At 66.4% G+C, this 16642-nt stretch carries 20 protein-coding genes, 1 tRNA gene and 1 pseudogene; 14 read left to right on the top strand and 8 right to left on the bottom strand.

Going from position 1 to position 16642, the window contains the following annotated elements:
* Positions 1 to 45: 45 nt before the first annotated feature.
* Positions 46 to 768: an HAD family hydrolase gene (locus tag E3T25_RS16330; RefSeq protein WP_134375431.1), complete on the top strand. Its 723-nt coding sequence runs from the start codon at positions 46 to 48 to the stop codon at positions 766 to 768.
* A 54-nt stretch (positions 769 to 822) separates the two neighbouring features.
* Here the strand turns inward: E3T25_RS16330 and E3T25_RS16325 are convergent, their stop codons facing one another.
* Together E3T25_RS16325 and E3T25_RS16320 are read right to left on the bottom strand one after the other, a co-directional pair.
* The gene (locus tag E3T25_RS16325; protein ID WP_003792170.1) at positions 823 to 921 is read right to left on the bottom strand and encodes a 30S ribosomal protein bS22; all 99 of its coding nucleotides are present in this window, start codon (positions 919 to 921) and stop codon (positions 823 to 825) included.
* A 123-nt stretch (positions 922 to 1044) separates the two neighbouring features.
* Positions 1045 to 1491, bottom strand: coding sequence for an ArsR/SmtB family transcription factor (locus E3T25_RS16320; protein ID WP_134375429.1), 447 nt, complete (start codon positions 1489 to 1491; stop codon positions 1045 to 1047).
* Positions 1492 to 1577: 86 nt separating this feature from the next.
* Between E3T25_RS16320 and E3T25_RS16315 the strand changes: the two genes are divergently transcribed.
* A complete protein-coding gene (locus E3T25_RS16315) occupies positions 1578 to 3008 on the top strand; it encodes a TrkH family potassium uptake protein (RefSeq protein ID WP_134375463.1) in 1431 nt (476 codons plus the stop codon).
* Entirely contained in the window at positions 3001 to 3672 is a 672-nt protein-coding gene (locus E3T25_RS16310; protein WP_134375427.1) for a potassium channel family protein, read from the top strand. Before E3T25_RS16315 ends, E3T25_RS16310 begins: the two co-directional genes overlap by 8 nt.
* Positions 3673 to 3700: 28 nt before the next feature.
* Here the strand turns inward: E3T25_RS16310 and proC are convergent, their stop codons facing one another.
* A complete protein-coding gene (proC, locus tag E3T25_RS16305) occupies positions 3701 to 4549 on the bottom strand; it encodes a pyrroline-5-carboxylate reductase (protein WP_104100681.1) in 849 nt (282 codons plus the stop codon).
* A 62-nt stretch (positions 4550 to 4611) separates the two neighbouring features.
* On the opposite strand from proC, the gene E3T25_RS16300 reads away from it, so the two are divergent.
* Together E3T25_RS16300 and E3T25_RS16295 are read left to right on the top strand one after the other, a co-directional pair.
* Positions 4612 to 5574, top strand: coding sequence for a cation diffusion facilitator family transporter (locus tag E3T25_RS16300; protein ID WP_134375425.1), 963 nt, complete (start codon positions 4612 to 4614; stop codon positions 5572 to 5574).
* On the top strand, positions 5571 to 6284 hold the full coding sequence (locus E3T25_RS16295; RefSeq protein WP_104100679.1) for a glutamine amidotransferase: 714 nt from the start codon (positions 5571 to 5573) through the stop codon (positions 6282 to 6284). The genes E3T25_RS16300 and E3T25_RS16295 overlap by 4 nt, the downstream gene beginning before the upstream one ends.
* Here the strand turns inward: E3T25_RS16295 and tadA are convergent.
* Complete coding sequence (gene tadA, locus E3T25_RS16290) at positions 6241 to 6720, bottom strand: tRNA adenosine(34) deaminase TadA (RefSeq protein ID WP_104100678.1); 480 nt, start codon at positions 6718 to 6720, stop codon at positions 6241 to 6243. The two genes, E3T25_RS16295 and tadA, sit on opposite strands and share 44 nt — an antisense overlap.
* A gap of 34 nt (positions 6721 to 6754) precedes the next feature.
* Between tadA and upp the strand changes: the two genes are divergently transcribed.
* From upp to E3T25_RS16960, 5 genes are all read left to right on the top strand, one after another.
* Complete coding sequence (gene upp / locus E3T25_RS16285) at positions 6755 to 7387, top strand: uracil phosphoribosyltransferase (protein WP_104100677.1); 633 nt, start codon at positions 6755 to 6757, stop codon at positions 7385 to 7387.
* A 518-nt stretch (positions 7388 to 7905) separates the two neighbouring features.
* The gene (locus E3T25_RS16280) at positions 7906 to 8610 is read left to right on the top strand and encodes a winged helix-turn-helix domain-containing protein (protein WP_104100676.1); all 705 of its coding nucleotides are present in this window, start codon (positions 7906 to 7908) and stop codon (positions 8608 to 8610) included.
* Positions 8611 to 9107: 497 nt separating this feature from the next.
* A complete protein-coding gene (locus tag E3T25_RS16275) occupies positions 9108 to 9557 on the top strand; it encodes a MarR family winged helix-turn-helix transcriptional regulator (RefSeq protein ID WP_134375423.1) in 450 nt (149 codons plus the stop codon).
* 110 nt (positions 9558 to 9667) lie between these two features.
* A complete protein-coding gene (locus E3T25_RS16270) occupies positions 9668 to 9859 on the top strand; it encodes a DUF1918 domain-containing protein (RefSeq protein ID WP_134375421.1) in 192 nt (63 codons plus the stop codon).
* A 128-nt stretch (positions 9860 to 9987) separates the two neighbouring features.
* Complete coding sequence (locus E3T25_RS16960; RefSeq protein WP_166786033.1) at positions 9988 to 10158, top strand: hypothetical protein; 171 nt, start codon at positions 9988 to 9990, stop codon at positions 10156 to 10158.
* A 22-nt stretch (positions 10159 to 10180) separates the two neighbouring features.
* Here E3T25_RS16960 and E3T25_RS16265 read toward each other — a convergent pair whose 3' ends face one another.
* The 4 genes from E3T25_RS16265 to E3T25_RS16250 form a co-directional block, all read right to left on the bottom strand.
* Positions 10181 to 11641 (bottom strand): phytoene desaturase family protein, encoded by a 1461-nt coding sequence (locus E3T25_RS16265; RefSeq protein WP_134375419.1) that lies wholly within the window; start codon positions 11639 to 11641, stop codon positions 10181 to 10183.
* Positions 11638 to 12480: a UbiA family prenyltransferase gene (locus E3T25_RS16260; protein WP_134375417.1), complete on the bottom strand. Its 843-nt coding sequence runs from the start codon at positions 12478 to 12480 to the stop codon at positions 11638 to 11640. Before E3T25_RS16260 ends, E3T25_RS16265 begins: the two co-directional genes overlap by 4 nt.
* A 108-nt stretch (positions 12481 to 12588) precedes the next feature.
* Positions 12589 to 12661 (bottom strand) — tRNA-Arg (locus E3T25_RS16255).
* Between the two features lie 48 nt (positions 12662 to 12709).
* Entirely contained in the window at positions 12710 to 14080 is a 1371-nt protein-coding gene (locus tag E3T25_RS16250; RefSeq protein WP_134375415.1) for an MFS transporter, read from the bottom strand.
* A 105-nt stretch (positions 14081 to 14185) separates the two neighbouring features.
* On the opposite strand from E3T25_RS16250, the gene E3T25_RS16245 reads away from it, so the two are divergent.
* The 4 genes and pseudogenes from E3T25_RS16245 to E3T25_RS16235 all read left to right on the top strand — a co-directional run.
* Positions 14186 to 14920 (top strand): flavodoxin family protein, encoded by a 735-nt coding sequence (locus tag E3T25_RS16245; RefSeq protein ID WP_104099160.1) that lies wholly within the window; start codon positions 14186 to 14188, stop codon positions 14918 to 14920.
* 107 nt (positions 14921 to 15027) lie between these two features.
* Positions 15028 to 15111, top strand: a pseudogene (locus tag E3T25_RS18010) (carboxylesterase family protein); the annotation flags it as partial.
* 111 nt (positions 15112 to 15222) lie between these two features.
* Positions 15223 to 15723 carry a carboxylesterase family protein gene (locus E3T25_RS16240; protein WP_166785104.1) on the top strand — a complete coding sequence of 167 codons (501 nt, stop codon included), beginning with the start codon at positions 15223 to 15225 and terminating at the stop codon, positions 15721 to 15723.
* Positions 15724 to 16431: 708 nt separating this feature from the next.
* On the top strand, positions 16432 to 16642 hold a 211-nt coding region (locus tag E3T25_RS16235), incomplete at its 3' end, for a hypothetical protein (RefSeq protein WP_134375411.1).

The raw sequence follows: 16642 nt of genomic DNA, 5'->3' as shown, positions 1-16642 counted from the left end.
ATGCTGGCCCGCCGACGCAATACGCAACTAGACTTGACCGCACATATGTCCGAAGACACCATCGCCCCCGCAATCGCGTTCTTCGACGTGGACAACACCCTCCTGCGCGGCGCCAGCCTGTACCACCTCGGTGTGGGTGCCTGGCGGCGACGACTGGTCACCGGCCGGGACCTGCTCTCCTTCGCCTGGAAACAGGCCCGATTCCTCTACGTCGGCGAAAACAGGATGCACCTCGCGAGCATCCGGGAGCGCGCGCTGGAAGTGGTCGTGGGCTACAGCCGGGACGAACTCGTCGCGCTCAGCACGGAGATCTTCGACGCCCGCCTCTTGCAGCGGCTCTGGCCGGAAACGGTCGCCGTCGCCCGTGCGCACCTCAAGGCCGGGCGCGAGGTCTGGCTCGTCTCCGCGACCGCCCAGGAGGTGGCCGACGTCATCGCCGAACGGCTGGGCCTCACGGGCGCGCTCGGTACCCGGCTCGAGGCCGTCGACGGAATTTTCACCGGCCGCCTCACCGCGGGTGTCTGCCACGGTGTCAGCAAGGCCGTCGCCGCCAACGCCCAGGCAGAGCGCAGCGGCGTCGACCTGGCCGTCTGCTGGGCCTACTCCGACTCCCACAACGACATTCCGTTGCTGGACCTGGTCGGCAATCCGGTGGTCGTGAATCCGGATGCCACGCTCCGCCGCTATGCCGCAGCCCGCCACTGGCCGGTGATGATCCTCAAACGCGGCAGCATCAAGGCCGCCACCCGGACAAGCAAAAAGCGCTAGACCCCAGGGGCCTAGCGCTTACGCCGGTAGCTATTACAAACGGTCCAGAACCGTCTACTTCTTATTGCGACGCTGGTGGCGAGTCTTACGAAGCAGCTTGCGGTGCTTCTTCTTCGCCATACGCTTGCGTCGCTTCTTGATTACAGAACCCACACGGACCTCACAAAAGAATTGGTTTCGCCGCGGGATTCGCGACAGACACGGTAGATATCAGTCTACCGGAAAAACAACACTCTCCTACGCGGTGTGCGCATTCGGGAGCTCAAGCGCCGCCGACTAGTCAATTCTCCGCCATTTTCGGGGCTTCGCATCTTTGACCGCATGCGCCATTTGGTACGATGTCTCCGCAAAGGCCTTTCCGATGGCCGCGGCGAATGCCCGCTGTTCCACCTTCAAGCCCTCGGTCTCCTCGGTCAGCTCCTCGACGGTGGCGTCGAAGTCGACGCTGAGGAAGGGAATCAGCCAGTCTTCGATTTCCTCAAGCGGCGCGTAGTCAAGATGGTAATACCGGTGCTGACCGGCTTCTCTCACGCCCACCAGGCCCGCTTCGCGCAGCACCTTCAGGTGCTTCGAGATGGTTGGCTGGCTCAGGCCGAGCTTGTCGACGATGTCAGACACGCTCAGCTCTCCGCCGGCCGTGTTCGATTGGTTGTATCGCTCGAGGAGAATGCGTAGAATTTCGCGTCGGGTCGAATCCGCCACCACGCCGAAGATGTCTGCCATGCCTCAAGGCTACTCATTCCCGGTGGGGGATACCATGTCGACGGCCGTTCGTCGCGAGCAAGTCGGAGGTTTCAGTGCAGACACGGATGGCGGATTCCGCCTTCGCACCGCGTCCCACCAGTTGGTACGCCTGGTTGCGAGACTCAGTGGACGGTCTGGTCCGCAGCTCGCCGTCCCGATTCGCCATCCTCGTTTTCACCGCGCTGGTCCTGGTGTTCACCCTCCTGTTCTCCCTGCCCATCGCCACGGCAGACCGCATCGTCACCCCGCTGCACGACGCCCTCTTCACCGCGGTGTCGGTGATCTGCGTGACCGGCCTAGCGACGGTGGACATGGCCACGCACTGGTCGGCCTTCGGCAATGTCCTGGTGGTGGTCGGCGTCAATATCGGCGGGGTCGGCGTGCTGACCCTCGCCTCCCTGATGGGAATGGTCATTTCCCGGCGCCTGGGCCTGCGCGCCCGGCTGATGGCCGCCAGTGACACGAACCCCTCTCGCATCCATGCCGGACCGGTCAATGAAGGACAGGCCGTTCGCCTGGGCGAGGTCGGCAACCTGCTCGTGACGGTCGCGATCAGCGCCTTCGTAATCGAGCTGGTCGTGGCTATCCTGCTCTTTCCGCGTTTCCTCGCGGTCGGGACACCTGTCGGCGAGGCGCTCTGGCAGAGCGTGTACTACGCGGCCATGGCGTTCACCAACAGCGGCTTCTCCCCCAACGTCGGAGGTTTGGCCCCGTTCGCCAGCGACTACTGGTTCCTCAGCGCCTTGATGGTGGGCGCCTTCCTCGGCAGCCTGGGTTTCCCGGTGATCTACGCCCTCGCCCGGGGCTGGCATAGCCCCAGACGCTGGTCGCTGCACGTGAAACTGACCCTCTTCACGACCGTGGTGCTGCTCGTGGCCGGCGTTGCCGTGTACATCGCGCTCGAATTCGACAACCCGAAGACGTTCGGGTCGCTGAACGTGGGCGACACGATCTTCCAGTCGCTCTTCCTGTCGATGATGACCCGGTCCGGCGGCTTCGCGACCATCGACATCAGCGACCTGCAGGGGGCGAGCCTGCTCGCCACGGACATGCTGATGTTCATCGGCGGCGGCTCCGCGTCGACCGCCGGCGGCATCAAGGTGACGACCCTGGCCATCCTCTTCCTCGCCGCCTTCGCCGAGGCCAGCGGACGAAGCCAGATGGAAGCGTTCGGCCGCCGGATCCCCAGCGACATCCTGAGGCTCGCGGTCAGCGTGGTGCTGTGGGGCGCCACGACGGTTGCCGTGTCCAGCATCCTGATCCTGCAGATCTCCAAGGCGCCGTTCGACCAGGTGCTCTTCGATGTGATCTCCGCGTTCGCCACCTGCGGCCTGTCGACGGGCCTGACCGGCGAACTGCCTCCGGCCGGAGTGTATGTGCTGGCGGCAACCATGTTCATGGGCAGGGTTGGTACAGTGACCCTCGCGGCTGCCCTCGCCGCGAGCCAGAGCAGGCAGTTGTTCTCCCGTCCGGAAGAGAGACCCATCGTTGGCTGACCGCTTCAAACACGACGCACCGGTGCTCGTGATCGGCCTCGGCCGGTTCGGCGCGGCCACCGCGGGGCAACTCGACCGGCTCGGACGGGATGTGCTCGCCGTCGACGACAGCGCGGTCCTCGTGCAGAAGTGGTCCGAACGCGTCACGCACGCGGTGCAGGCCGACGCCACCTCCCTGGAAGCGCTTCGCCAGATCGGCGCGCAGCAATTCTCGATCGCCGTCTGCGCCGTCGGCTCGTCCGTCGAGGCCAGTGTGCTGATCGCGGCGAATCTGGTCGACCTCGGGATCCCGCAGATCTGGGCGAAAGCGATCTCCAAGTCGCACGGCACGATCCTCGAGCGCATCGGGGTGAACCACGTCGTCTTCCCGGAGGCACAGGCAGGCGAACGCCTGGCGCACCTCGTCTCCGGACGCCTGCTCGACTTCATCGAATTCGACGACGACTTCGCCCTGGTCAAGATGATCCCGCCCAAGCCGATCCGGGGCCTGAACCTGACCGAATCCGGGCTGCGCCGCAAGTACAACGTCACCGTGGTCGGCGTGAAGAGCCCCGACCGCCCCTTCACCTACGCCACCGAGAAGACGGTCATCACCGACCAGGACCTGATCATCGTCTCCGGCACCGAGTCCGACATCGAGCGGTTCGCGTCGCTGGAGTTCTAGGGGCCTGGAGTTCTCATGGCCTGGAGTTCTAGTGGCCGGCGAGTTCGCGGGCCCGGGCGAGTGCGGCATCCGTCGCCCGGTCGAACAGGTCCTTGATCCCGCCCTTTTCCAGCTCCCACACGGCACGCTCGGTGGTGCCGCTCGGGCTTGTGACCTGGCGGCGCAGTTCCGTCGGGGACAGGTCGGATGCCACCAGCAGGCTCGTCGCACCGAGGAAGGTGCCGTTCACCATGACCGCGGCCTCCTCCGGGGTGAAACCCTTGGCGATCGCCGTGGCGGTGAGCTGCTCGATCAGGTAGAAAACGTAGGCCGGACCTGACCCGGAGATGGTGCTGAGGGCATCGAGCTTCTCCTCCGGCACGACCAGGACGTCGCCGACGGTGCCGAAGAGGGACCTCGCGAGCTCGAGATCGGTGTCGCTGGACCGCGTGCCGGCGCTCAGCCCGGTGACGGCCTTGCCGACGAGGGCCGGCGTGTTCGGCATCGAGCGGATGACCGACACGGATTCGGGCAGCGACGCCTCGAACGTGGCAATGGTGACGCCGGCGGCGACACTTATGACGAGCGTGCCCGGTTCGAGACTGTCGGCGATCTCGGCCAGCAGGTCGAGGACCATGACGGGCTTCACAGCGACGATCACGATGCGCGCGCCGGCGACGGCCTTGCGGTTGGCCGTGGGCTCGTCGGCGGTGGCCCAGGCGGTGACGCCGGGGATTCCTGCGAGTTCGTCGGCCTTCGCCGTGGAGCGGTTGGTTGCCCGGATGCCGCCCAGAACGGTCACATTCGGGTTCAGCAGCCCGGTCAGAACGGCCCTCGCCATCGATCCGGCGCCGAGGAACGCGATGGCGGGCAGTGTGGTGGTTGCAGTCGAAGTCATCCGACGAGTCTACTTTCGCCCCCTGTGCCGGGTCCGTCTGGTGTGCATTCTAGGATTGCCCCATGAGCACTTCTGGCGGGAACAAAGCAATCGTGGCGGCACTCCTCGCCAATCTGGGGATCGCGATCACGAAATTCGTGGCCTGGGCATTCTCCGGTTCCTCCTCGATGCTCGCCGAGGGCGTGCACTCCCTGGCCGACTCCGGAAATCAGGTGCTTCTGCTCGTCGGCGGTCGCAAGGCCAAGCAGGAAGCCGACAAGGAGCATCCATTCGGCTACGGCCGGGAACGCTACGTCTACGCGTTCGTGGTGTCGATCATCCTGTTCTCCGTCGGCGGCGTCTTCTCCCTTTACGAGGGTGTGCGGAAGCTGCAGGACCCGCACCCGCTCGACGTGCCGTGGCTGCCCATCGTGGTGCTGCTGGTCGCCATGGGCCTCAAGTCCTTCTCACTTCGCACCGCCATCCAGGAATCGAACCTCGTGCGCGGCAACCAAAGCTGGGTGCAGTTCGTGCGGCACGCGAAGGCGCCCGAGTTGCCCGTCGTGCTGCTCGAAGACATCGCCGCTCTCGCCGGCCTGGTCTTCGCCTTCCTCGCCGTCGGCCTCACCATCATCACCGGCGAGCCCGTCTGGGATGCCATCGGCACCCTGTTCATCGGCGTACTGCTCGTCCTGGTCGCCGTGGTCCTCGGCGTAGAGACCAAGAGCCTCCTCGTCGGCGAAGGCGCCGGTAAAACGGATGCCGCGGCCATCGAGCGTGCCATCCTGGCCGGTCCGGAGACGCGCAAGATCATCCACCTCAAGACCCTTTACCTCGGCCCGGACGAACTGCTCGTCGCCGCCAAGATCGCCTTCGAGGCCGACAGCCATTTCTCTGATGTGGCGGCGGGCATCAACACCGTCGAAACCCGCATCCGCGAGGCCGTGCCGGCGGCCCGCGTCATCTACCTCGAGCCGGACCTGTTCTTCGACCCCAACCGCCGCACGCCGCCCACCGACACCATCGTCATCAAAGGCAGCGAGTGACCCGCACCGCGGTCGTCCTGCGCCACGATGACACGATCCACCTCGGCAACCTCGAACCGGTGCTGCGGGAGCACGGTTACTCCATTCGCTACGTCGACACGCTCAAGGAGGATGTGCGTGCCCTCGACCCGCGGGAAGCCGACCTGCTGGTCGTTCTCGGCGGCGAGATGGGGGTCTACGAGGCCGACGAGTTCCCCGCGCTGCACGCCGAGATCGACCTGCTCACGCAGCGGCTCGGCGCCTCTCTGCCCGTCTTCGGCGTGTGCCTGGGTGCGCAGCTGATGGCGAACGCCCTGGGCTCCCGCGTCTACCGCGGGCCGACGAACGAGATCGGCTACCGTTCCGTGGAGCCCACGAAGGCCGGGGCGACCTCCCCGCTGCGTCACGTCAGCGGCGTACCCGTCTTCCAGTGGCACAGCGACACGTTCGACCTGCCCGACGGGGTGACACGGCTCGCCGGGTCCCCCCAGTACGGCAATGAGGCCTTCGGGATCGGAGACTGGGCGCTGGCCGTGCAGTTCCACCCGGAGGTCACCGAGGAGATGCACGAGGTGTGGCTGGCGGCCTCGGAGGCGGAGGTGGCCGCCGAGGGCTTCGACGTGGGCGACCTGCGCCGCGAACGCGAACGTTACTCCAGCGGTATGCAGAACGCTTCCCGGTCCATGTTCAGCGAATGGCTCGACGGTCTGGGTCCGCGAAGAACGCCCTGAGCAGTTCCCCGCATTCGTCAGCGTCGACCTCGGCGTAGACCTCAGCGCGGTGATTGAGCCGGCGGTCACGCAGCACGTCGTAGACCGATCCGGAGGCGCCGGCCTTCTCGTCCCACGCGCCGAAAACCACGACCGGCACCCGTGCGGCCAGGATCGCGCCCGCGCACATCACGCAGGGCTCCAACGTCACCACCAGGGTGCAGCCGGTCAGGTGCCAGTCCCCCAGGGACGCGGCAGCGTGACGGATGGCGACGATCTCGGCGTGGCCGGTGGGATCCTGCAGCGCTTCGCGCTCGTTGCGTCCGCGGCCGATCACACGGCCGGACGGGTCCAGCACCACCGCACCGACGGGCACATCCCCCGTTTCGAGGGCAGCGCGGGCCTCGCAGAGCGCGAGCCGCATCCATTCGCTGTGCCGGCGATCGACCTCGCCCATCTACGTTCCCCTCCCCGACTAGTAGATTGAGCCTATGCGAGTCCACGTAGCCGACCACCCCCTGATCACCCACAAACTCACGGTACTCCGAGACAAGAACACGCCGTCGCCGATCTTCCGGTCACTTGTCGAAGAGCTGATGACCCTCCTCGCCTATGAGGGGACCCGCGGCGTGCGAGTCGAAGACGTGACCGTGCAGACCCCGGTCTCCGAGGCCCGCGGCGTGCAGATCAGCGACCCCAAGCCGCTCGTCGTGCCGATCCTCCGCGCCGGTCTGGGCATGCTCGAGGGCATGGTCAAACTGCTACCGACGGCAGAGGTCGGCTTCCTCGGCATGGCCCGCAACGAGGAGACCCTTCAGCCCGCCACCTACGCGGAGCGCCTGCCCGACGACCTCTCCGACCGCCAGTGCTTCGTGCTCGACCCGATGCTGGCCACGGGCGGTTCGCTGATCGCAGCCATCCAGTTCCTCTTCGACCGCGGCGCCGTCGATGTCACGGCCATCTGCATCCTCGCCGCGCCTGAGGGGCTCGCCGCGGTCGAGAAGGCCCTCGAGGGCCGCGAAGTGACCATCGTTCTCGGTGCCGTCGACGACAAGCTTGACGAGCACGGATACATCGTTCCCGGCCTCGGTGACGCCGGCGACCGCCTCTACGGTTTGGTCTAGCTCTAGCGAGCACCAATTCCGTCGGGCGGCGGACACCGCAGGTCCTGCGACATGCCGGGCGCCAGTACCCGGCATATTCAAGAATCTTTGATGAAATCAAATTTCATCATGGAAACTTTCATGCTTTCGCGATCCGCGGTGGATTCTCCGATCCGCCGCGGAGCCATCGAACGTGATGCGTGTCACACGGCGTCATCCTTGGTTGCAGAATTGACACACGCCGTAACAGTGGGCTTTACTCGCAACTATGACAACGAGCGCACGCCCCCAGACCTCCTTCGAGGCCCCCGGGACTGCCGGCATGGTGATGCCCGGCAGCTGCTGTGCGTGTTGCCGAATGTCCCGCTAAGCAGCGAACACCTCGCCGAGTTCCCGCCCCGCTGACTTCACGCGGCCGGCTGGTTGAACTCCGGAGCCTCTCTCGCTCCCTCCAGGCCTCACCGGCCGCACTTTTTCGAACCCGGAACAGCTCCTCAGCGTCGGGTTCACCTGCAGTACCCCAGCCAAGGATTACTCTCATGTCGCTTGCCCACATTGACACCGCCCGCTCGGCCCAGGCCGCACGCCTCGAACGCCAGGCCGTTCCGACGCCCGCCGCACCCCGCATCCGCGCCGTGCCCGAGGGCACTCAGGCCCGCGGCTTCGTTTTCTACGTCGGCATCGACGAGGCCACGGCCGCCGCGGCCGGGACCAGCCTCAGCCGCATCGTCGAGGCGCTCAAAGCCCTCACCGGAACCATCGCGCCGACCGCGGAGACTCATGCCGCCGTCGCACTGGCGCCCGCCGGAGCCGGTGGACGCGACGTCGACGTCGTGCGCCTCGCCCTGCAGGACCCGACTGCGCTGGCCCGGCACCGCACTGTGACAGACGACCCCGACCGCGCACTCGGCGGCGTCGTGGTGGACATCTCCCGTAAGCGAGTCATCCTCGACGGCGAGACCGCGGCGCTCACCTACAAGGAATTCGAGCTGCTGCAGTACCTGGTGCTCCGCGAAGGCCGCACCATCGAGCGTGCCGAACTGATCGCCAAGCTGTGGAACGCCTCCGACGAGGAAGACGCGCCGAATGAGCGCACCATCGACGTGCACGTGCGTCGCCTGCGCGCCAAGCTCGGTCGCTACGAAGACATCGTGCGCACCGTGCGCGGGGTCGGCTACCGCTTCGACCGGCACGCCGACGTGTCGATCCGCCAATCGAGCACGCCGAGCCCGGACGTCTTCTAGCTTCCCGCTGTGTGAGTCCCGCCGCCGTGGGCGATGAGGGTTCGCCGATTGGGGTTTTTGGGGCCTTGCAGCGACTCTCCTTGAACGAAATCGACGGAGATTCTGCCCAAATCGTCCCCGCAATACTCCGAAAAGCAGTTTCAGACCAGAATCTTCGTCGAATTGGTCCAACACCGGGCACGGCGCTCCGCCCGGGATGAACAACATCCACAAATTGCGGTCGGTTCTCGCCTTCCGGGAGCGACGCTGCAAAACAATTCGACGGCGATGGCGTGACAGAGGGCCGGTCGTAGTAGCTACGACCGGCCCTCTTCCCTTGCACCAAGAGTGTCCTGCAATCACATTTCGCGTCTTCCGCCACAGCAAACGGTTGACGCACTTCGAATATATAACGAACGCGTAACGAAGCGCCACTTGTTCGTCATTCTTTTTTTGTCCAAATCCCCACGAGTGGGGGAGGCGTCCCGATGCCGAGTCCCTATTCTTGGAGATCAAGGATGAGTGGAGGCAGCGTGACCGATCGAGCCGTGGCCGTGGCCGCCTGGGAATCACTGTTTCGTGCCCAGGTTGCCATTATGCGCAGCCTGGCCGCCGACTTTCCGGCTCATGACATCTCGTTCAACGAGTACGACGTAATGTTCAACCTGTCCCGGGCCGCCGGGCGGCGCCTGCGGCTCCGCGATTTGAATCGGCAGGTGCTGTTGACCCAGCCGAGCGTGAGCCGTCTGGTCGACCGACTGGCCGCGCGGGGCTATGTGCGGAAGCACACCGACCCTACTGACGGCCGCGGCGCCCTGATCGAACTGACGGATGCCGGCTTCGACCTGTTCCGCCGGGTCGCTGTCCAGCACATGGGCACCATCACCGACCGCATCGGCGACACGCTCGGCACCGACGAGCTCCTGCAACTCACCGCCCTCTGCGATCGCCTGCATGGCGAGGACTGACCTGCACCGCCCAGGTTGCGCCGCCTTGACGGAACCCGGCGCGCCGCGTCTCGCTGCCCTGTGCAGGGGGCGCGAGCGGGCGTACGGTGATCCGCGAGGAGGTAATTCCCATGCATGCAGCACAGGGAGACCGGGTCGTCATCCGAGGAAAGACGGTAGAAGCACCGGACCGGCACGGTGAGATCGTGGAGGTTCGCGGGCTTGACGGCGAACCTCCCTACCTCGTGCGGTTCAGCGAAGGGCATGAGAGCATCCTGTTCCCCGGCACGGACTTCATGATCGAGCACATCGAACCTCGCTAGCACAGGATGCCGGAGGGTGCGACACACGCATCCGGCCAGGTCAAGTGGGTACTGCGCCCACATCACCTGAGTCAACTTCGAAACACGCGTTGCAGATCGTGGCGGGTACAAAATCAGGAGCTTCAGCCATGAGAATCACGTGTCCGTTTTGCCACTCGACAGCTCGCCTGACGCCGAACCCGGTGCACGCCGCACACCGCGCCCTCCCCGTCTACGTGCTGACCTGCTTCGGCTGTGATCGCGCCAATGTGCGCCCCGAGTCGGCGCATCTGCCTCGGCCGGACCTGGCCGTTCGCTGATCCGGCGGCCGTCACTCCTCGGTCAGCGGGCGTCGAGGCGGCCGATCAGCTTGTGGGTCGCTGTCATGGCGCCGCCGAGCACGGCCGGTATACCGCCGCCGGGGTGCACCGATGCCCCCACCCGCCACAGCCACGGGCGTGCCCGGCTGGTGTACCCGGGGCGGTGGAACGGCCCGCTCTGCCAGAGCGGGTTGGTGGCGCCGTAGAGCGCACCACCGGTGGAGCCCCAGCCAGCGAAGTACCGCGGATCAAGCACGACGTGATCACGGAACAGCTCGCTGATCGGCCGGTCCAGGCCCACGGCGGCGCTGACCCGCGCGACCTCACGCGCCACCCACGGGCTGTCAAGGTCATAGCGGCGGCCGTCAGCGGGCGCGGTGAGAAGCACCGCCACGGTGGCCCGGTCGTTGGCATAGACCTCGTGCGGCCGGTAATAGTTCAGGAAGGCCATCGTCTGCTCGGGCACAGCCCCGGCATCGAGACTGCGGTGCAGGGCGGCCGGGTCGTCGGGCAACACGACGGAATGCGTGGCGGTGCCCTCCGGCAACGAGGTCTCAAGCACTGCATAAATGGCCACGCCGGAGCAGGACAGCTTCTGTGGCCGGACCGGCGGCACGCCGAGCAGCCCGTCGAGCACCCCACGGTCGAGCCCGCTCACAATCACGTCGGCCGGATGCGTCGCCGTCGCCGTGGTCACGAGCCCTTTCGACACGGCTGTGACGGGCTCGCTAATGCGCACGACCGCGCCGGCGTTCAACGCGAGCCGGTGCAATGCGAGCGGCAGCTCGTTCACGCCGCCCTCGGGAACCCACACGCCGTCCCTGGCCATGATCGCCGGCATGCTCGCATACAGTGCGAGGGTCCGCCGGGGAGAGACACCGGCATTGAGGGTGTGGATGGCGATGACCTCACGCAGGCCTTCGGGCATCCAGCTCAGGCCGTCGAGAAAGCTGCGCGTGGTCAGGCGGGTGCCGTAGAGCCGAAACACGTTGCGTACGGCCGGCAGCGATGCCGGATCGGCCGGGTCGGCGGTCAGCATGCTCGTGAGTTGAGGCCCGAGACCACCGTGTTCTTTTTCGAACCGGGTCCAGGCCGCGTGCCACGGGTGACCGGCGGGCACCGGCAGGACGGCGTCCGCTCCCCGGTAGAAGTACCGGCCCACCTCAGGCAGTCTCCGCAACGTCACCGCGGCCACCGCGGCGGCTTCGGCGGGAACAGAGCGGCGGGCGCCGAGCGCGTCGTAGCGGGCCAGCAGCTCCTCCCAGACCAGAGGGAAGGTGACCAGCGCCGGTCCGGTGTCCACGTGCTGCCCGTCGATTTCGAGTCGTCGGCTCTTGCCACCGATCCAGTCGGAGCCCTCCAGCACCGTCACCGAATGGCCGGCGCGGGCCAGCAGCGCGGCGGCCGTGAGCCCGCCGACTCCCGCGCCGAGCACGACGATGCGCTGCGGGGTCAGGTTCGTCTTCCTGCGGGATCGTGTCATAGGATCTCCTTGAGCAAAAAAACTGCCACGAGCTGGGCCCCGGCAACGGAACCTGCGACGTAGGGGAACGCGATCGAGTAGCGGTACATTCGGCGGGCCGTCATCGGCGTGGGGCTGCGCCCCAGCGACCCCACCAACCAGCCGGTGATGAGCGCATTCACCACGGCGACCGGCCAGTTGATCAGCGCGAAACCCACGGTGGACAGGGCCCACCACGCGCCGCTCCACACCACGGAGCCGCGCGCGCCGAGATGAACGGCAGTGGTTTGAATTCCGGCTGCACGATCCTCGTCGATGTCCTGCACCGCGTCGTAGGTGTGCTTGGCCACACTCCACGCCATGAGTCCGATCGCCGCCGCCCAGACCGGTGACTCACCGAGGGCGAGAGGCACGAAGACCAGCGGGAAAGCGTAGGCGGCATTACTGAGCGAGTCGAGGTAGCGCCGGGCTTTGAAACGCAGCGGGGGTGCCGAGTAGAAGATGAAGATCACCATGTACGCGGCGATCCAGGCGAGCGCCGCCGCCGGCAACGTAGCGAGGAAATACGCCACGAAAGGCGCGTTGGTCAGCACGACTCCGAGCACGATGGCGCGGGTTTCCGAGCCGAGGATGCGGGCCCCCTCGAGGCCACCCTTGCGGGCGTTCCGGGCATCCGTTTCCTGGTCGAAAATGTCGTTCACACCGTAGATCAGCAGGTTGAACGGCAGCGTCACCCAGAGGAGCAGCGGAACAATCTCCCACCGCCACAAATCCCCGACCAGCCACATGGCGATGACGGTGGTTCCGATGGTGTTGACCCAGAGCACCGGTCGGGAGATCTGAACCAGGCGGGTGAGCACTTTCTCACTCTATCGCTGCGAGAGACCGCGTTTTTTCGGGTGCCGACGCCCGTGCATTTCGGACAAACAGGAAACCCCCGCAATCTGCTGATTGCGGGGGTCCAGATGTGCGCCCGAAGGGATTCGAACCCCCAACCTTCTGATCCGTAGTCAGATGCTCTATCCGTTGAGCTACGAGCGCAGGCTGCCCAGAGCTAAGTACTCTCTGACAACTTGAAAACTATAGCAGTTATTCGGGGTGCTCCGGCGCGAGAACCGGACCCGAGGTGCGGATTCCGAGCCAGGAGGCGAGCCCGGCGGCGAACATCAAGCCCGCGACGACGACCATCACGCGCTGGAATCCCGGAACGTCGAGCGTAGTTCCGATGATCGTGCCGGCCAGAGCCACCGCGACTAGACCGGCCACCCGGGCGACGGCGTTGTTGATGGCCGAGCCGATGCCGGCCTGCTCGGGCCGGATGGAGCCGAGGACCGCGGAAGTGAGCGGCGCCACGGTGATGGCCAGGCCGAGGCCGATCACGACGACGGCCGGCACGACCTGCGACCAGAGCGCGATCGGCGGCACCGCCCCGAGTAGCAGCAGGAATCCGGCTCCTGCCACCATCGGGCCCACGGTCATAAACGCGCGCGGTCCGTAGCGGCCGGCCAGGGTGCCGAACAGGGTCGCGAAGAGCAGGAGCATGGCGGTCGCCGGGATGCCGGCGAAACCGGTTACGGTCGCCGAGAAGCCGCCGACCTGCTGCAGATAGAGCGTGAACACGAAGAAACCGAGGCCGAGGGCGGCGTAGAAACCGACCGTAGCGATGTTACCGACGCCGAAATTGCGGATCTTGAACAGGCTCAGGGGCATCATCGGATGCGGCGCGCGCGCCTCCCACCAGAGGAACCCCGCGAAGGCCAGCAGCCCGACGACAAGCGGCACGAACACGACCGGGCTGGCCCAGCCCAGCCGCCCCTGCTCGATCAGGGCGAAGACCGGACCGCCCAGCCCGAGCGCGGCCAGGCCGGCGCCCCACGCGTCGATGGGGGCCGCCGGACGGGTGCGCACCGGCTCGTCCAGGCCGGCCAGCAGCACCAGGGTAACCATGATGGGGATCACGTTGAGCCCGAAGATCAGGCGCCAGCTGAGCGTGTCCACCAGGATGCCGCCGAGCACCGGACCCATGATGCCCGCGATGCCCGTCCAGCCGGTCCAGGCCCCGATCGCTCGAGCCTGCGCCGCCCCCGAGAACGTCGAGGTGATGAGCGCCAGGGAGCTCGGCACGAGCAGAGCCGCCGCCACGCCCTGCAGCACTCGGGCCAACACGAGCGCACTCCCCCAGGGTGCGACCGCGCACGCCAGCGAGGTGATCCCGAACCAGACCAGTCCGATTCGGAGCACCCGCACCCGGCCGAACGTGTCCGAGAGTGACCCGGCCACGAGGATCAGGGCGCCCAATGACAGCAGGTAGCCGTCGACCGCCCATTGTTGCAGCACCAGACCGCCGCCGAATTCCCGAGAAATCGCCGGCAGCGCGACCGTGACGATGGAGCCGTCCAGGAACGCCACGAACGACGCCAGAATGGCCACGATCAACACCCGATGCTCTCTGGAAATCACTCTCCCAGTTAACCCGATTCGCGGCCCGATCGAAGGCCCGATCCGGAGGGCGCGGGCCCCGGTGTGGCCCTAGACGAGGTCTGGGGCAGGTGCAAAACTGACGCCATGACCGCGATCCGCAACACCCAGGCATCCTTCGAATACGCCGGCCTTCGGGCCCTGTTCATCAATTGCACCCTCAAACGAAGCCCCGAAATCAGCCACACACAGGGCCTGATGAACCTCAGCATCAACCTGATGCACGAGCAGGGCGTCCACGTCGAGAATATCCGGGCCATCGACCACGACATCGCCTCGGGCGTCTACCCCGACATGACCGAACACGGCTGGGCGACGGATGCCTGGCCCGCCCTGTTCGACAAGGTGCGCGCCTCCGACATCGTCGTGATCGGCGGACCGATCTGGCTCGGCGACAACGGCTCGGTCACCAAGCGCGTGATCGAACGGCTCTATGCCATGTCGGGGGAGCTGAACGACAAGGGTCAGTACGTCTACTACGGCAAGGTGGGCGGGGCCGTCATCACCGGCAACGAGGACGGCGTGAAGCACTGCGCGTCGAACGTGCTCTATAGCTTGCAGCACATCGGCTTCACGATTCCGCCGGCGGCCGACGTCGGCTGGATCGGCGCGATCGGTCCGGGCCCGAGCTACCTGGACCCGGGTTCCGGGGGGCCGGACAGTGACTTCACGAACCGCAACGTGACCTTTATGACCTGGAACCTGATGCACCTGGCCGCAATGCTGAAGGCAAACGGCGGCATCCCCGCCTACGGGAACCTCCGCGCGGAGTGGGACGAGGGCGAGCGGTTCGGATTCCAGCCGAACCCGGAGTACCGATAGCGGCGTCGACGCGCCCGAAGTGAGGACACCATGACCGCGACCCCGCGGAGCCGCTTGGAGGTGCGGGTCACCGGCGGGATCGTGCGCGGCGTGGACGACAATGGCATTCGGCCTGGCGCGGCATCCCCTACGCCGCGCCACCCGTGGGCGAGCTGCGGTTCCGGGCCCCGCAGCCGGTGAGGAGTGCCTGAGTGTCAACGTGCTTCGGCCGGCGTCGGCGTCGCGTAGACGGCTGGGCCGCCCGGTGATGGTCTTTATCCACGCTGACCACCGCCGCGGTAGCCGACCTGACCCAGGCGGCCGTGGCGCTGCAGGCGCGCACGCCGGATGCCAGCCCGGGCACCTTCTGCCTGATCCCGGTGATCGACGTGGATTTCCTGCCCGAGCGGCCGCTCGACGCCTTCCGTCACGGGACCGCGCACCGGGTGCCGCTGATCATCGGCACCAAAGAGCGGGAGGGGTCGCTGTTCCGAAGCCGGGTGGACATCCTGCCGAAGTCGCCGACGCGTATCGCGGCCATCTTCGACCACGCCCCGGTGAGCCCGCACGACGCGATGCGCTCCGTCTACGCGAGCCTGCCGGCGAAACAGTCGTCGTCGGACTGCGGCGGGGATTTCGTGTTCTGGTATCCGAGCCTGCAGATCGGCGACTTCCACTCCCGGGTCGCGCCGGTCTATACGTACCGGTTCGACCTGGTCCCGCGGCTTAAGCACACGCTGGGCATCAACGCCACACACGGAATCGAGCTGTTCGCCCTGTTCGACCACGTCGACGGCCCCACGGCCCCACGGCTCGGGCCATGATCCTGCTCGGCGGGCGGGAACTCTTCATCAACGCGGGCGAACGGATGCGCCTGCACTGGCTTCGCTTCGCCTGCACAAGGCGGCCCGACGACACCTGGCCGACCTACTCGGAAACCGACCGGCTGACTCTGAGACGAGGTCGATCGCATCGAATCGGATCCGCGAGGAGAGCGGCGGGCGGTCTGGCAGGAGTTCCTGCCGAACTTCTAGCGGGTAGCGGCGGTTGAGCCCGTCGGCGTGAGCTCCCCAGTTGAGCTCCCCGGCACTCCTGCGTCGGCCCCCTGGCCGAACGAATTCGACGGAGATTTTGCTCAGAACCGGCCCAGAACATCCGTTTGGGCTCGAAATCGGTAAAATCTCCGTCGAATTCGTTAGGGAGCCCGGGTGCCTGAGGGGCGCGGGTGCCTGAGGGCGCGGCAACGGATGCCGGTGCGTAACCGACTCCACGGCACCGCCCCAAGCAAATTACTTTCTACAGTAATGTGAGACTTCTTGACTTATTATTAGTACACATCTACTATTAAGGTATGGCTGGAGCCCCCACTCCGCACCACCCCACCGCCTCACCGCAGGCGGTGCCTTCCCTCGCGCAGGCACCCCTCGCGCAGGCACCCCTCGCGCAGGCACCCCGTGCACAGTCACCCCGTGCACAGTCACCCCTAGCAGCTGCAGCAGGCCCGTGACCTGGCCGCAGCCGTGCTCGACTCGGTGTCTTTCTCCCTCCTGGGCGAGGCGGACGCGATGATGGTGCTGGGCATGGTTGAAGACCTCGGCCGTCGGGTCGATGCGGCCAGGGTCGCCTCCGCCGCTGACATTTCGGTGCGGTCCCGCCGTATCCTCGGCCACGAGTCCCTCGCGTATAAGAACGGGGCTAGCAGTGGCATCGACCTGATCACCCGCCTGACCCGCGTCTCGTCGC

Origin of the sequence: Cryobacterium sandaracinum (genome assembly GCF_004403415.1) — a bacterium.
GTDB classification, from domain to species: Bacteria; Actinomycetota; Actinomycetes; order Actinomycetales; family Microbacteriaceae; genus Cryobacterium; species Cryobacterium sandaracinum.
This window is presented reverse-complemented; position numbering and strand designations above follow the sequence as displayed.

Bases quoted from the DNA above. Each gene is read 5' to 3' on its own strand.
- proC (WP_104100681.1), bottom strand. From the start codon at position 4,549: ATGACTTCGACTGCAACCACCACACTGCCCGCCATCGCGTTCCTCGGC.
- E3T25_RS16275 (WP_134375423.1), top strand. From the start codon at position 9,108: ATGAGTGGAGGCAGCGTGACCGATCGAGCCGTGGCCGTGGCCGCCTGG.
- E3T25_RS16270 (WP_134375421.1), top strand. From the start codon at position 9,668: ATGCATGCAGCACAGGGAGACCGGGTCGTCATCCGAGGAAAGACGGTA.
- E3T25_RS16280 (WP_104100676.1), top strand. From the start codon at position 7,906: ATGTCGCTTGCCCACATTGACACCGCCCGCTCGGCCCAGGCCGCACGC.
- upp (WP_104100677.1), top strand. From the start codon at position 6,755: ATGCGAGTCCACGTAGCCGACCACCCCCTGATCACCCACAAACTCACG.
- E3T25_RS16960 (WP_166786033.1), top strand. From the start codon at position 9,988: ATGAGAATCACGTGTCCGTTTTGCCACTCGACAGCTCGCCTGACGCCG.
- tadA (WP_104100678.1), bottom strand. From the start codon at position 6,720: ATGGGCGAGGTCGATCGCCGGCACAGCGAATGGATGCGGCTCGCGCTC.
- E3T25_RS16315 (WP_134375463.1), top strand. From the start codon at position 1,578: ATGGCGGATTCCGCCTTCGCACCGCGTCCCACCAGTTGGTACGCCTGG.
- E3T25_RS16265 (WP_134375419.1), bottom strand. From the start codon at position 11,641: ATGACACGATCCCGCAGGAAGACGAACCTGACCCCGCAGCGCATCGTC.
- E3T25_RS16320 (WP_134375429.1), bottom strand. From the start codon at position 1,491: ATGGCAGACATCTTCGGCGTGGTGGCGGATTCGACCCGACGCGAAATT.
- E3T25_RS16330 (WP_134375431.1), top strand. From the start codon at position 46: ATGTCCGAAGACACCATCGCCCCCGCAATCGCGTTCTTCGACGTGGAC.
- E3T25_RS16245 (WP_104099160.1), top strand. From the start codon at position 14,186: ATGACCGCGATCCGCAACACCCAGGCATCCTTCGAATACGCCGGCCTT.
- E3T25_RS16300 (WP_134375425.1), top strand. From the start codon at position 4,612: ATGAGCACTTCTGGCGGGAACAAAGCAATCGTGGCGGCACTCCTCGCC.